The organism is Acinetobacter sp. FDAARGOS_515, from assembly GCF_003938865.1.
Taxonomy (GTDB): Bacteria; Pseudomonadota; Gammaproteobacteria; order Pseudomonadales; family Moraxellaceae; genus Acinetobacter; species Acinetobacter ursingii.
This window is the reverse complement of the sequence record NZ_RKIX01000003.1, coordinates 1,594,108-1,608,359: the sequence shown is the minus strand read 5'-3', so window position 1 is coordinate 1,608,359 and position 14,252 is coordinate 1,594,108. Positions and strand designations below refer to the sequence as shown.

Below are 14,252 nucleotides of genomic sequence, written 5' to 3'. Positions count from 1 at the left end.
GCGCTTAAAAAAATGGAATTAACACCTAAGCAATTAGAGTTAAAAAGAGAGAATCATTATGTATGGGCGGCTTACTTAAAGAATTGGTCCTTAAATAGTTCTAGTGTATGGTATACAACTAAAAAACTAAAAATCGCAAATGACAGTGTTAAAGCAATTGCTAAAGAAAAAGACTTCTATAGATACCAGTATATTACTGATCAACATTTACAGCTAATTTTATTTATATCAAAAAATTCACCAGAGGAACTACAAAAGCATCATAAACTCTATCTAGAGTCATTTTTACAATTACAAGAAATAGAGTCGCTATATATAAAATCAGGAAAAAGAGACAAGAAAGTTCTAGTTCATCTTGAAGCGTTTAAGAGCAATACAATAGAAAACCTGCATACGGCACATGAGAGAGATGTTGAAGTCGTCCTAAAAGGCTTACAGAGCCATGATTTAACAGTTTTAGACGACCTCCAAAATATCTGTAGATTCATGAGCTATTGGGGGCACCAAATTGCTAGAACAAAACCATTTAGAGATAAAATTATAGCCAGTCAAGAAAATGAACAGTTACAGAAAATCTATAAAGAATCTTGGTGGTTCATTAGTTATATGCTTGGCATGAATTTAGGGAAAAGTTTTTTTGAAACAAGAAAAATTGATAAACACTGTCTATTAATCAATGAAACAAATGAAGATTTTATAACCTCTGATCATCCAATTATTAACGTGCATGAAGCAATAAATGAAAATGCTATAGTTGCTCCATCCGAAGATGAAGCAGACTTTTTTTATGCTATTTCTCCTAAACTTGGATATATGATCAATAGATCCGATCGCTTTAAAAAAGGTATAAATTACGTATCTATAGATTTTGTTAAGGAAGTTAATAGAAAATTAGCTTTTGATGCGGATCAATACATTATTGGTACCACTGAGACCCAATTAAAAATATACAAGACATTTATTGGAAAAAGACTAAAATTCCTAAAAGAAATAAAAAATAATCAAGGTAATAAAACAAAGAATTAATGCTAATTTAACATAATACAACTCATACGAAGCCCTTAAAATTTTATTTTACATCAATATCTTAAGTTAATTCATTCCAGACTTCAGCATACTGAAACGGTTTTCTATTAATTCTTCACATTCCCAGCCGATTATTTTAAGCAATACGCCATCACTTTGAGTTAGGTACATTAAACGATTCCATCGATCCTTTTATAGCTTTCTATAACCTCACCTATCTGTCCTTATCAAAATTACCATCTCGCTTAAATTTTTTATTGATACTCCAACACTTATATCCAAACTGTTACAGCGTATGGACAGAAAACGAACGCAACTTACATGCCAGATGGGCATGATAGAAGTCACTGTAATTCAAACTTAAGTTAAATTTTTGACAGAAAATAAAGAGGCTAACAATGAAAATCGCTTTAATTGGTGCAACAGGTATGGCAGGTTCACGTATTTTGGAAGAACTGGTTTCACGTGGTCACTATGTCAAAGCCATTGCGCGAGATACGCACAAAGTAGCAGATACTGAACGCGTCATGGCAGTTGATGTCGATTTAAATGATCACGATGCCTTAGTAGATGCATTAAAAGGACAAGATGCGGTGATTAGTGCTGTTCGTTTTCAGGGCTTAGATGCTCATGCATTAATTGAAGCGGTACGTGACTCCAAAGTAAAACGTTATTTGATCGTTGGTGGTGCGGGAAGTTTACATGTGCCTCATCAAAATATTCGTGTTTTGGATACGCCTGATTTTCCTGATGCTTATAAACCAGAAGCCAAAGCAGCCGCAATATTTCTAGATAAACTCAAAGAAATCGATGATCTTGACTGGACCTTTATTTCGCCTTCTGCTGAATTTGGTCCGGGTAAACGTACAGGTGAATTTCGCTTAGGTAAAGATGAGCTTTTGATCGGCGAAGAAGGCAGTAAAATCTCGGCTGAAGATTTTGCGGTGGCACTCGCTGATGAGCTTGAACAAAACAATCATATCCAGCAACGTTTTACCGTGGGTTATTAAGGTCGTAAATCATTTTTGCAAAGGAAGCGAATCATTCGCTTCCTTTTTGTTGAATCAGGATTGACAGGCTTTTAAAAAAAGCCCAACCTCAATAAAAATATTAATGAAATCCTCCCAATTCATGAATGGCCTCACCCGTTTCTTCAAACATTATAATTTTAATGCGACACTGGTTTATTGCTTTCAAATTTTTATTGTTCTGACAGGAACAACGCTTGGCTTGCGTTGGCTTGGACATGATGAGTTGATCGTTCCAGTTACACTCGGTGCGATTGCGACAGCATTGACCGACTTTGATGATCGCTTAAGCATTCGACTTCGAAATTTGTTTTATGTGGCTGTATTGTTTTTTGCGGTCAGCAGTATTTTAGAGTTTTTAGCACCTTATAAATTTCTACTGATTGTATACTTATCACTTTCGAGTGGTTTTTTAATTTTATTAGGTTCACTTGGTCAGCGCTACGCTACCATTTCGTTTGGTACCATTTTAATTTCAATCTACAGTTTATTTGGTTTAGGTGAATATCAGCACTGGTATCAACAACCCGTCTATTTTGTGTACGGCGTGATTTGGTACGGCATTACCTCAATTGTCTTTTTTCTGATTAAACCTACACTGCCTGTTCAGGATAATCTTTCGCAAGTCTTTAGCCATTTGTCTGATGTGTTGATGACCAAAGCCCGACTCTTTGACCCTGATAACAAAGACAATGTTGAGCCATTATTATTTGAACTCTCAAACGAAAATGCGCAAGTGGTTCAATATCTCAATACCACAAAAGCCTCATTACTGACTCGACTGAAAGCCTCACGGGTTAATAAAAACAGCATCTACTGGCTGCATTTATATTTTGTCGCGCAAGATATTCACGAGAAAGTGAGTGCCAATTATTTACACTATGAACAGATCCCACACAATTTTAGCCGCAGTGATCTGATCTTTCGCTTTCAAAAGAATATTCGGCTTTTGGCGCTTTCCTGCCAGCAATTATCTGAATGTATTTTGCGAAATGAGGGATTTACGCCAATTCATGATCCCACACATGCTTTAGAAAATCTGGAACTTTCATTACAGGACTGGATACAGGATCATCCATATAATACTGAAGTCAAAAATCTAAAATTAATCGTTAAAAACTTAAAAGATTTGCACGACCAACTCAGTCATTTACAGGATGTGCAATTTACCTATGCCTATCGTTTTGAACAGCATGTCGATAATTTAAACTTATTGGATGATGATATTCACGGTATCAAAGATTTATGGCTTAAATTCAAGCAGCATCTTACTCCAAAATCTGCGCTATTTCGCCATGCAACACGCATCGCGTTTGTCTTTGCCACAGGTTCACTGGTATCACTTTTACCCTTTGCGCAAAATGGTTACTGGATTGTTCTGACCAGTTTATTTGTCTGTCAGGTGACTTATTTCGCGACCAAAAGTCGTTTAAAACTAAGAACTTTAGGTACTTTACTTGGAGTCATTTTAGGTCTGCCAATTCTTTATTTTGTGCCAAGTGTCGAAGGTCAACTGATCATCACCGTGATTTGTGGCGTATATTTTTTCTATCTACGTCAAAAAAAATATGCGCTTGCGACTTCAATGGCGACCTTAATGGTTTTACTGATTTTTAACCTTAAAGGCTTTGGTTATAGCATTATTGCCCCACGTATTTTGGATACCCTCATCGGCTGTGGTATCGCATGGTTTGCCGTGAGTTTTATCTGGCCAGACTGGAACTTTCGCAATATTTCCAACAATATTAAAAAAAGCAGCCAAGCGAGTATGAACTACTTAAATGCAGTGCTAAATCAATACCAGTTTGGCTGTACCAATAGTGTTGAGTATCGTACTGCAAGGCGTTTGGCACATAATGCTCAAACTGAACTTTCCAGTATGATTTCCAGCTTGAGTGCAGAACCGCAACCGAATCAGGCGTTGATTCATTCTGCATTTCGCTATCTGGTTTATAGCCATAGTCAGCTCAGTTATATTTCAGCGCTCGGTAGCCATCGAGAAAAAATCAATGATCGGGAAGTCATGGATTTATTGATCTGGTGTACTCATACCCTGCAACAGACTTTATTGGAACAAAAAACACTTCCTACTCAAGAAATTGAACACAAATTATTAGAAATTCGGCAACTTTCTGAACAGGATTCGACATCGGATGACCTCATGTTGATTTTAAAACAAATGAGTTTATTGCTCGAAACCTTACCTGAATTACTGATGCTGCAAAACAAACTATTATCAATGGAAATTAAATAGCCTCTGTTGTTGTTCAGCTTTCAACCGATCTAGGCTACACTCGGTCTTTGTTTATATTTTTTGAGCGAATGATGAACGTCAAAACTTTACGCATTGTTGGATTTTTAGAAGGTTGGTCTTTTTTATTGCTCCTGTTTATTGCCATGCCAATGAAATATATTTGGGATAATCCAATGTGGGTCAAATATGTCGGTATGGGGCATGGTTTACTGTTTATTTTATTTATCGTCGTTTTATTGGTGGTATGCCAACGGATGAAATGGTCGATTCATATGTTTATTTTAGGTTTGATCGCGTCGATTTTACCGTTTGGCCCTTTTGTATTTGATCATAAATTAAAACAATCAAACCAAAACTAAGTTGCTTAGAAAAAAATAATTTCGCGATAAAAAGAGTGAACCCGAAGATTCGCTCTTTGCTTAAAACTGCCCTTCCTGCCTACGTTGCTGCATCAATTTAAGCAAAACTTGCTTGGGTTGTAAAAACCAAATCGCAATCAAAACAAAAGAGGCGAGACTAAATGCCATAATATGAAAATGGACATAGAGTTCGCGCACCAGTTCAATAATTCCAAAGAAGCTTAACATCAGTAACATCGACACTGCTGCCGCAACTGTGCCTTTACTCATCTCAGATGACATCAAAGCAAAACGATACATCACCGAAAAACTAATGCCTTCACCAAAACTAATCAAGGTCATGCCGATTAATAAACATGGCACCAGATAGTATTGCCAGATTGCCCCGATCACTAAGATAACAGTGCCTAATAGCATTATAGGTAAGCCTTTGAGAATGGTGGCTCCCAAAGGATAACGATCCATAATCTTAATCAGCACAATATTGCCCAAAATCAGCCCGATAAAAACGGGGAACTGTGCCAAGCCATATTGCACACTACTAAACTTGAGTTCTTCCACCAACATCACAGGGGACAATGCAATCCATAACATTAACGGCAAACTCACCAAAGGCAATGCCAGAGTAAGACCTAAAAACTTTTTATCGGTAAAGACTTTTTTTAAATCATCAAACAGATAAATAAACGGTTGACGCGTCACACTCTGCTGCTGACTTGGCATTTTGGCTTTTAATCCAAACCAACTGATAAATGCCAACAAGGCAATTGCAACAAAACCCCAGTGCCATGACACAGAATCAATCAGAAAAGCACCTAGCACTGGCCCAAGTAAAGGTGCAAGTAGGGAAATATTGGCCATTAATGCCATTACTTTAATCGCATCACGTTCAGCAAAAGTTTCCTGAATAGCGGCATAACCGACCGCAGCTATCACAGTCAAACCAATACCTTGTAAAAAGCGCAAGATCAGAAATTGCGCCATATTTTGTGTCAATAAAATGAGTAAACAACAGACGCCAAAAAATAATACTCCAGTTAATAAAACCTTTTTACGACCTAAACGATCAGAAAGGGGGCCGAGCAACCAAGCTACACTTGCTCCACCCAATAAATAAAAGGACATTGATGAGGGTGCCCATGTCGAACTGACACCAAAATCCTGTGTAATGGCCAGCATCGCTGGCTGAATTAAATCATTGCCAATATAAACCGCAAGTTCAAACAGAACCAAAGCCAGCGGAAACATTAAGGTCTGACGATTTAATGTTGTCGTTTGCATATTTTGCATTGTGATCTACTTATTCAAGATGTCTGTTTGCAAGCTGAACATTATTTTCTAATCAATATGCGCCAGCCCAATGACAAACATTGAGTTTTAGAGAGTTGAATTTTTGATATGCTGAGTATTCAGCAATAAAACACTGTATTCACAAAGTGTCTGAATTTTGAGGAGAGAATAAAAACCTGAGATTGAGATCAAATTAGATGACCAAGATTTATAGAAAAATCTGCGATAAACATAACATTTTTTATTTTCAGCGTCGATATTAAAATGTTAAATCAAGCACAACATTATTATTTCTTTCAATTTTTTTTAAAATTTAACCACAGATTATGCATATTGTGACTGTGAGTAAATGCGAAATTATCCACAGTTTGAGTTAAGAAATAAACAGCACGCAAATTCCTATAAATAATTATTGATTTTTAAGCAATAATATTTTGCAGATTCATGCATTTTTTAGAACCAATAAACACTCTATATTGACTATCATGAATTTTAAAAATCAGGTTCTCCCGTGAGTCATATCTTAATCATCAACGGTGCTAAAGCATTTGCACATTCCAATGGACAATTGAATGATACCTTAACCGATTTTGCGCAACGTCATTTAACCCAGTTAGGTCATGACATCAAAGTAACGCGGACGGACTGTGACTATGATATTCAAGCTGAAATAGATAAATATGTGTGGGCAGATGTTGTAATTTATCAAATGCCAGGTTGGTGGATGGGTGCACCGTGGACCATGAAAAAATATATCGATGATGTATTTACCATTGGTCATGGTGTGCTTTATGCCAATGATGGACGCAGCCGTTCGGATACTGCTAAAAAATATGGTTCAGGCGGTTTGATTCAGGGTAAAAAATACATGTTGTCGTTAACATGGAATGCCCCTATGCAAGCATTTACGGATCCTGAACAATTCTTTGAAGGCGTGGGTGTAGATGGCGTGTATTTACCTTTTCATAAAGCCAATCAATTTTTAGGTATGCAGTCGCTGCCAACATTTATTGCCAATGATGTGATTAAAATGCCAGATGTACCAAGCTATCTCGACGCTTATAAAGCCCATTTAGATCAAGTTTTTACAACTAAAAATAAAGAAGGAAAATAACATGTTGACGATTATTGCCGAAATTCGCACCCATGCAGCTACGGAACATCGCCAAGCTGTTTTAGGTGCTTTTCAAAAAATCACACCAACAGTTTTGGCTGAAGATGGTTGTTATGGTTACGAGACTTTGATTGATCATTTACCTGCACTTGAAATGCAAACTCAATATCCAAACTTAATTGTGATGCTAGAAAAATGGCAAAGCACAGCGCATCTCGAAGCGCATATGCAAACTGCACATATGCAGCGACATTTTGAAGCGATCAAAGATCATGTGGTGGATGTCAAAGTTCGTATTTTGGAAAGTGGTTTTTAAAATTAAAAACGATCAGTAGAAGCTTACTTCTACTGATAATAATACTGCTTCAAATGACGACTATATTCTGTCAGATAACGTTCTAAGCCCTCACGATGATCAGATTTTTTCATCTCTTTAGCAGCCAACTGCTCAATTTTCGTTTGCAGTAACTGAAGAATAGCTGTTTGCTCTACTTCTGGAAGCTGGGCTTTTTCTTTCTGCTGCTTTTTAATTTCTAAATAATCTTCTGCCCAATGACGTAGTGGATCATGCTCAGAGACTTGTGTAAATAAGTCGGTAATCAATAATTCAGGCATGATTTCCTGAGTTGCTAACTCTGCTGACATCAAACCACGAATCGAATAAAATACTTTTTTATAAGTAAAATTATCTGCGGTTTGCATCACTTTCATCCCACCTTTTGCTAGTGATAAGTAGTGGTGATATAGCGCACTATAGTCAGTTCGTTCAAGCAATCCATTGCGGAAACTTTCCCATTCTGGAAAAGCATTAAAATACACAATATGCGCTCGTACCCATTCGAGCACCGTGGGATTACTTTTAGCGAGCAGACCAAACATTTTATCTAAATCATAAGAAACAAAGTCAAAATCTCCATCCATGATTTCTATCAGATCACGATGCTTTTTATAATCAAAATACTGATCTTTACTGGGTAAATGGAAGCCACGCACATCATAGTCACTGTCAGGACTTGCCATACCCCATAAACGGCTACCACTTTCAATATAAAATAATGGAATGTCTTGACGCTGTTGGAACAGTTTTTCAATTTCGTGATGGATGTTCATTATTATAAAATTCTCATAAAAAAAGCATATCTTGCGATATGCTTTTACCTAAAAATTCTTATTTATTCAAGCAATAATGCTCAAAGTTCTAAGAACATAACGCACTTTGAAAACCTCGAGTATTCTTGCCTCTGGCACATTGATAACTCTGCTGTTTATTTTGCAACTGCCACTTTTTATCATTTAACTTAAATAAATATTCAGTCTTAATCGCAGAAACCGAATCATCCATTAAACCCGTTTGGATGACCGTAATTCTGGAAACAGTAGGAGATTCAACACGATTAAACACTTGCTGAATCGAGGTGTTTTGATGTTCTTTACTAATTTCAGGTTGTGCTTTTAAAACCTGTTGCATTGGGCTTTCACCCCCACCCAATGACATCAATTTAGTGGTTGTGGCACAACCCGTCATCAGTCCCAAACATAATCCTGAAATCGCAATTAAACGTAACATCTTTTTCACACATCTAAAAAACAAAAGGCGTAGCTTTATGATGCTACGCCAATCTCAATTACACTGTAGAAACTATGTAGCTTCTACAGTTTGTCATTTTATAAATCAAACAATTTACCTGGATTCATAATACCGTTCGGATCAAATGCCAATTTCAAGGCTTTCATATAACCAATTTCTTCAGGTGAACGTGAATATTCCAAATACGGTTTTTTGGTCATTCCTACACCATGTTCAGCCGAAATTGAACCATCATATTTTTTCACTGTTTCAAACACATACTTATTCACCACCTGACATTTAGCGAAAAATTCATCTTTGCTTAAATTTTCAGGTTTTAAAATATTTAAGTGCAAGTTGCCATCACCGATATGACCAAACCAGCAAATTTCAAAGTCTGGATAATTATCCTGCACAATGGCATCAATTTCTTTAATAAATGCAGGCACATGCGTGATCAAAACTGAAATGTCGTTTTTGTAAGGAATAAACGGTGCAATCGACTCAGAAATATCTTCACGTAAACGCCACAAGCTTTCAACTTGATCCAGACTTTGGCTCATCACCCCATCAAGCACCCAACCTTGCTCCATGCAATGTTCAAAAATCTGCATGGCTTTGTCCATAATCGGCTCATACGGTGCTTCAAATTCAAGTAACACATAAAATGGACATTGTGTTTCAAAAGGACGTTGTACATGACCACGATCTAACACTTTTTGCATCGCCAGCTCACCAAAGAACTCAAATGCAGTCAGGTCAATTTCTTTCTGGAATGCATGCAATACAGGCATCACGGCATCAAAATCAGGCACACCCAAAACTAGAACTTGTAGATTTTGGGGTTGACGCTCAAGTTTAATTTCAGCTTCAGTGACTAAACCTAATGTTCCTTCTCCGCCAATAAATAAATGTTGTAGCGCATAGCCTGTGGCATTTTTAACCATGCCTTTATTTAAGCGTAGAATATCACCCTTGCCTGTCACCACAGTCAGACCCAGTACCCAGTTACGTGTCATACCGTATTTAATAACCTTGATGCCGCCTGCATTGGTGCCAATATTGCCACCAATTTGACTTGAACCTGCCGAAGCAAAATCAACAGGATAATACATGCCCTGTTCTTCAGCATAATTCTGCAATTGCTCAGTCACGACCCCTGCCTGCACACGTACCATACGATCTGCTGGGAAGAATTCCAGAATCTGGTTCATCTTGTCCATACTAATGACAATTTCACCGTTGGTCGCAACTGCACCTGCCGATAAACCTGTGCGACCACCTGATGGTGTAATGGCCACATGAAATTGATTGGCCAATTTTACGATGGCTTGAACCTGCTCAGTACTTGATGGAAAAACGATGACTGATGGGTTTGGATCAAAATGCTTGGTATGATCGCGTCCCCAATTTTCAAGACTATCCGCATCGGTTTTAATTCGGTTTTCACCGACGATCGCAGTTAATTGGGTAAGTAACTCAGGTGTTAAAGCGACTGGAGCATTCATCGTTTACAGGCCTAGCAAGAAATAAACAGGTGGGGTTAAGAAATTTGAAAATTGTACTGCAATCACATACACAAGTTTCAGCATGACTCACAAATTTCTAAAAGCGTTTGGTGTTTTACCAAATATTCATCTTATTTTACATGTAAGCAGGCGCTGGATAAAGCATCGCTTAAACATACGGTCACTACAAAATGTGTTGAATAGCTTATTTAGAAGTATTCCATTTTTTAACCTGCCAACCACAACTTGAATCAGATTGTCAATAAATTGAAATTTATTCAGCTCATGATTCCATATCGTTGCGTGATAACGCATAAACAACTGGCAGGACTTGTGATATAATTTCGCGACTAAATTTGGCCTTTGTAGCGGAGCCGTAATGAGCCAACATCTATCACTACCTAAAGATAAAATTCGTTTCTTGTTGTTAGAAGGTGTTCACCAAAACGCCATCGATACTCTCAATGCAGCGGGTTATACCAACATCGATTATCATAAAACTGCGCTGGAAGGCGACGCTCTGAAAGAAGCCGTCAAAGATGCGCACTTTATTGGGATTCGTTCGCGCACTCAACTCACTGAAGAAGTGTTTGAAGCTGCGAATAAATTGATTGCGGTTGGCTGCTTTTGTATCGGAACCAATCAGGTTGATTTAAAAGCCGCGATGTCACGTGGTATCCCAGTTTTCAACGCCCCGTATTCAAATACGCGCTCCGTTGCTGAACTGGTTCTTGCTGAAACAATTTTATTGTTGCGTCGTGTGCCAGAGAAATCAACAGATACCCATGCAGGTGGATGGAATAAATCTGCGGTTGGTTCTTTTGAAACACGTGGTAAGACTTTAGGTATTGTGGGTTACGGTTCGATTGGTTCTCAACTTTCTGTATTGGCAGAAAGCCTTGGTATGAAAGTGATCTATTTTGATGCCGTGACCAAACTCCCATTAGGTAATGCACGTCAAGTAGGTTCACTGGATGAATTACTTGCAACGGCTGATGTGGTGACTTTACACGTTCCAGATGTACCGTCTACACGCAACTTCTTCAAAAAAGAACAGTTTGCTAAAATGAAAGAAGGTTCAATCTTCTTGAATGCGGCACGTGGTACTTGTGTGGTGATTGAAGACTTGGCAGATGCATTGAAATCTGGTCATCTTGCAGGTGCAGCGGTCGATGTATTTCCGAAAGAGCCTAAAGCCAATGGTGAAGAATTTATTTCTCCATTACGTAACATTCCAAACGTGATCCTCACCCCACATGTGGGCGGTTCAACCATGGAAGCGCAGGCCAATATTGGTCTTGAAGTGGCTGAAAAGTTTGTCGCGTATTCTGATAAAGGTATGACGCTTTCTGCGGTGAATTTCCCAGAAATCGCATTGCCATTGACTGAAGGTAAACATCGTCTGTTGCATATTCACAAGAATATTCCAGGCGTATTGTCTAAAATCAATAATCTATTTGCAGATCAAGGTATTAACATTTCTGGTCAAAGTTTAATGACCAAAGGTGATATTGGCTATCTGGTCATGGATGTTGATGCATCTGCCTCTCAGGAAGCTCTGGATATGTTGAGCGAAGTCGAAGGTACGATTCGCGTTCGTATCTTGTTCTAATAAAATTCTTGCTAAAAAGCCACAGCAATGTCTGTGGCTTTTTTATCTCAACATGAATTATCATGCTTAAAAATATACCGTTTGTTCAAAATGTCTTTATCTAGTCCGAAGTCGCAGTTACAAGCTTTAATTTTTCTGCTTGTGGCGATGATTTGTGTGCAAAGTAGCGGTTCTCTCGCCAAAGTCTTATTTCAAAGTTACCCCGTTCTGACGGTTTCTGCGATGCGACTATGTTTTGGCGCGCTGATTTTAGCGGTGATTTTTCAGGCATGGAAAATTGAATGGCAAAAGGTTCGCTGGAAAGCAATTATCAGTTATGGTCTGGCGCTAGCGGGAATGAATGCCTTATTTTATTTATCACTACAACGCTTGCCTTTGGGCATCGCAGTGGCGTTTGAGTTTGTTGGGCCGCTAAGTATTGCTCTTTACTATGCTAGACAAAAATACGATTTGATCTGGGTGTGTTGTGCCATTGTAGGCTTACTCTTACTGTTTCCATTTCATCAGGCCAACCATCATCTGGATCTGATTGGAATAGCTTATGCTTTAGCGGCAGGTGCTTGTTGGGCGTTGTATATTATTGCAGGTCAGAAGCCTTCAGGTATTTCAGGCAATCACACGGTATTTCTAGGCATGACAATTGGTGCATTGCTATTAATTCCGATTGCATTTCTAACAGGCTCTATGGCGCACGTCTTTGAACTCCCCGATATTTTTTATTTTATTGCACTTGCAATCTTAGCCAGCGCCTTGCCTTTTTCACTGGAAATGCTGGCATTGAGACGACTCACTGCTCTAAGCTTTGGTACACTGATGAGCATGGAACCTGCGGTTGCTGCATTTTCTGGTTTCATCTTTTTGGGCGAAAAATTAATATGGAGTCAATGGCTCGCTTTAGCAACGATTATTACCGCTTCAGTGGGTTGCACAGTGACAACGCAACGCGCTAAACGTGCAGACCATGTAGCGCCATGAAAGACTCATCTCAGTTTCTTATAATAGATGTTATTGCATACAAGATTTATCGTTTCAGTTATTTATATCTTTTGAGCCCTCACCATGTCTAATACTCCATTGATTGCTGTCCTAGCCATGATGTTGTCAATGATGTGTTATCAAATTAGCGCATCTTTTGCCAAGCAATTGATTGCGGTATTAGATCCCTTAAGTGTAACCATTTTAAGGCTCTGCTTTGCTTCAGTTTTAGTCTTTTTCATGTTTCGATCTTGGAAAATCTTAAGCAAGCTTTCCACCCTAAAATGGCGTGACTTACTCGGTTATAGTGGCGCTTTAGGTCTCATGAATGTGTTGTTTTATATGTCTCTTGGCAAACTGCCTCAAGGAATTGCGGTTGGATTAGAGTTTATTGGCCCACTGGGACTCGCCTTAATTTCGATTCAGCAACGCCGCGATTATATCTGGGTTATCTGTGCCATCTTAGGGATTGCTCTGATGGTCCCGTGGCAACAAGCGGCTCAGGCTAATTTTTCCATGAGTGGCGCAGCGTTTGCACTTGGGGCAGGTTTATGCTGGGCATTTTATATCTACTTTGGACATAAAGTGGTACGCCAAAATATCGGGATGCATGCCTTAACCATTGCCATTAGCCTTTCAGCGATGGTGTTATTGCCCATTGGTTTAGTTCATCAACCTAAACAACTTCTGGATTCTGAGTTTTGGCCAAAGGCATTGTTGATTGCCATTCTCGCCACCGCTATTCCGTATGCACTAGATTTATTTGCCCTAAAAAGACTGACTAAACTCAGCTACGGCACATTATCAAGCCTTTCTCCTGCTTTGGCCGCACTCGCTGGTTTAATCTTATTGCACGAAAACATTACGTTATTACAATGGATTGCCCTCGGTTTTATTATGCTTGCCTCAATTGGAGTTACGCTACGCGCATCGCATCAAGACATTGATCACTCTACTACGTAACTCGTAACTCGTAACTCGTAACTCGTAACTCGACTTTAAAATACGCTAAAGAATGGAGCATTTAATATCAGACAAGTTCATGCTTCTTATATTTGGCGTATTCTTTTAAATATTGCTGACCCAGTTTTTCTTTTTGCTTGTCATCCAGAATTTTACCAGCCTGCTGGAAGAATTTATGTTCTTCTTCTTTTAGATGGTGATGTACCACGTCACTTAACTGTTTAGCAATCGCCAACCAACTTGGACTGCTCATATCAGTTTCTTCAAGCTGTTCAACAAGCTCATCCATTTCATGATGTTCTGATAAGGCATGACGGCTAATGTCCAAACCTGTATCATTAAACATTAATGGAATATAAAGATAGCGGTCTTCTGCAACTGAATGCGCCCATAGTTCATTTTTTAAGGCCTGAAACAATTGTTCGCGTTGTTCAGTGTGTCCATGCGTCTGTATTAATTGTTCAGAAAGAGCACGCTGATTGTCATGACTTTCCCGTAATGCTTCAAAAATATTCATCTATTTATCATCCCTATTCTGGCTATTATCATGTGGCTA

At 38.5% G+C, this 14,252-nt stretch carries 14 protein-coding genes; 9 read left to right on the top strand and 5 right to left on the bottom strand.

What is annotated here, in order from left to right; genetic code table 11:
- Positions 1 to 12: 12 nt before the first annotated feature.
- From EGS47_RS09145 to EGS47_RS09130, 4 genes are all read left to right on the top strand, one after another.
- Positions 13 to 1,026, top strand: coding sequence for a DUF4238 domain-containing protein (locus EGS47_RS09145; RefSeq protein ID WP_005001941.1), 1,014 nt, complete (start codon positions 13 to 15; stop codon positions 1,024 to 1,026).
- Positions 1,027 to 1,424: 398 nt separating this feature from the next.
- Complete coding sequence (locus EGS47_RS09140; RefSeq protein WP_005001939.1) at positions 1,425 to 2,036, top strand: NAD(P)-dependent oxidoreductase; 612 nt, start codon at positions 1,425 to 1,427, stop codon at positions 2,034 to 2,036.
- 121 nt (positions 2,037 to 2,157) lie between these two features.
- Positions 2,158 to 4,308 (top strand): YccS family putative transporter, encoded by a 2,151-nt coding sequence (yccS, locus tag EGS47_RS09135; RefSeq protein ID WP_005001937.1) that lies wholly within the window; start codon positions 2,158 to 2,160, stop codon positions 4,306 to 4,308.
- Positions 4,309 to 4,379: 71 nt separating this feature from the next.
- Positions 4,380 to 4,667, top strand: coding sequence for a DUF3817 domain-containing protein (locus EGS47_RS09130; protein WP_005001936.1), 288 nt, complete (start codon positions 4,380 to 4,382; stop codon positions 4,665 to 4,667).
- Between the two features lie 60 nt (positions 4,668 to 4,727).
- Here EGS47_RS09130 and EGS47_RS09125 read toward each other — a convergent pair whose 3' ends face one another.
- A complete protein-coding gene (locus EGS47_RS09125) occupies positions 4,728 to 5,957 on the bottom strand; it encodes an MFS transporter (RefSeq protein ID WP_005001934.1) in 1,230 nt (409 codons plus the stop codon).
- 511 nt (positions 5,958 to 6,468) lie between these two features.
- Between EGS47_RS09125 and EGS47_RS09120 the strand changes: the two genes are divergently transcribed.
- Positions 6,469 to 7,071: an NAD(P)H-dependent oxidoreductase gene (locus EGS47_RS09120; protein ID WP_005001932.1), complete on the top strand. Its 603-nt coding sequence runs from the start codon at positions 6,469 to 6,471 to the stop codon at positions 7,069 to 7,071.
- A gap of 1 nt (position 7,072) precedes the next feature.
- Entirely contained in the window at positions 7,073 to 7,387 is a 315-nt protein-coding gene (locus tag EGS47_RS09115) for a putative quinol monooxygenase (RefSeq protein ID WP_005001930.1), read from the top strand.
- Between the two features lie 29 nt (positions 7,388 to 7,416).
- Here EGS47_RS09115 and EGS47_RS09110 read toward each other — a convergent pair whose 3' ends face one another.
- From EGS47_RS09110 to EGS47_RS09100, 3 genes are all read right to left on the bottom strand, one after another.
- Positions 7,417 to 8,181, bottom strand: coding sequence for a DNA polymerase beta superfamily protein (locus EGS47_RS09110; RefSeq protein ID WP_005001928.1), 765 nt, complete (start codon positions 8,179 to 8,181; stop codon positions 7,417 to 7,419).
- 88 nt (positions 8,182 to 8,269) lie between these two features.
- A complete protein-coding gene (locus EGS47_RS09105; protein ID WP_005001925.1) occupies positions 8,270 to 8,638 on the bottom strand; it encodes a hypothetical protein in 369 nt (122 codons plus the stop codon).
- A 98-nt stretch (positions 8,639 to 8,736) separates the two neighbouring features.
- The gene (locus EGS47_RS09100) at positions 8,737 to 10,146 is read right to left on the bottom strand and encodes an FAD-binding oxidoreductase (protein ID WP_005001924.1); all 1,410 of its coding nucleotides are present in this window, start codon (positions 10,144 to 10,146) and stop codon (positions 8,737 to 8,739) included.
- Between the two features lie 379 nt (positions 10,147 to 10,525).
- On the opposite strand from EGS47_RS09100, the gene serA reads away from it, so the two are divergent.
- From serA to EGS47_RS09085, 3 genes are all read left to right on the top strand, one after another.
- Positions 10,526 to 11,758, top strand: a complete 1,233-nt coding sequence (gene serA, locus EGS47_RS09095; RefSeq protein ID WP_004985171.1) for a phosphoglycerate dehydrogenase — start codon at positions 10,526 to 10,528, stop codon at positions 11,756 to 11,758.
- Between the two features lie 90 nt (positions 11,759 to 11,848).
- Positions 11,849 to 12,733 carry an EamA family transporter gene (locus EGS47_RS09090; RefSeq protein WP_125269563.1) on the top strand — a complete coding sequence of 295 codons (885 nt, stop codon included), beginning with the start codon at positions 11,849 to 11,851 and terminating at the stop codon, positions 12,731 to 12,733.
- Between the two features lie 84 nt (positions 12,734 to 12,817).
- A complete protein-coding gene (locus tag EGS47_RS09085; RefSeq protein ID WP_125269562.1) occupies positions 12,818 to 13,696 on the top strand; it encodes an EamA family transporter in 879 nt (292 codons plus the stop codon).
- A 67-nt stretch (positions 13,697 to 13,763) separates the two neighbouring features.
- Here EGS47_RS09085 and EGS47_RS09080 read toward each other — a convergent pair whose 3' ends face one another.
- Positions 13,764 to 14,213, bottom strand: a complete 450-nt coding sequence (locus EGS47_RS09080; RefSeq protein ID WP_125269561.1) for a hemerythrin domain-containing protein — start codon at positions 14,211 to 14,213, stop codon at positions 13,764 to 13,766.
- Positions 14,214 to 14,252 lie beyond the last annotated feature (39 nt).

Bases quoted from the DNA above. Each gene is read 5' to 3' on its own strand.
- EGS47_RS09145 (WP_005001941.1), top strand. From the start codon at position 13: ATGGAATTAACACCTAAGCAATTAGAGTTAAAAAGAGAGAATCATTAT.
- EGS47_RS09140 (WP_005001939.1), top strand. From the start codon at position 1,425: ATGAAAATCGCTTTAATTGGTGCAACAGGTATGGCAGGTTCACGTATT.
- yccS (WP_005001937.1), top strand. From the start codon at position 2,158: ATGAATGGCCTCACCCGTTTCTTCAAACATTATAATTTTAATGCGACA.
- EGS47_RS09130 (WP_005001936.1), top strand. From the start codon at position 4,380: ATGAACGTCAAAACTTTACGCATTGTTGGATTTTTAGAAGGTTGGTCT.
- EGS47_RS09125 (WP_005001934.1), bottom strand. From the start codon at position 5,957: ATGCAAAATATGCAAACGACAACATTAAATCGTCAGACCTTAATGTTT.
- EGS47_RS09115 (WP_005001930.1), top strand. From the start codon at position 7,073: ATGTTGACGATTATTGCCGAAATTCGCACCCATGCAGCTACGGAACAT.
- EGS47_RS09110 (WP_005001928.1), bottom strand. From the start codon at position 8,181: ATGAACATCCATCACGAAATTGAAAAACTGTTCCAACAGCGTCAAGAC.
- EGS47_RS09105 (WP_005001925.1), bottom strand. From the start codon at position 8,638: ATGTTACGTTTAATTGCGATTTCAGGATTATGTTTGGGACTGATGACG.
- EGS47_RS09100 (WP_005001924.1), bottom strand. From the start codon at position 10,146: ATGAATGCTCCAGTCGCTTTAACACCTGAGTTACTTACCCAATTAACT.
- serA (WP_004985171.1), top strand. From the start codon at position 10,526: ATGAGCCAACATCTATCACTACCTAAAGATAAAATTCGTTTCTTGTTG.
- EGS47_RS09090 (WP_125269563.1), top strand. From the start codon at position 11,849: ATGTCTTTATCTAGTCCGAAGTCGCAGTTACAAGCTTTAATTTTTCTG.
- EGS47_RS09085 (WP_125269562.1), top strand. From the start codon at position 12,818: ATGTCTAATACTCCATTGATTGCTGTCCTAGCCATGATGTTGTCAATG.
- EGS47_RS09080 (WP_125269561.1), bottom strand. From the start codon at position 14,213: ATGAATATTTTTGAAGCATTACGGGAAAGTCATGACAATCAGCGTGCT.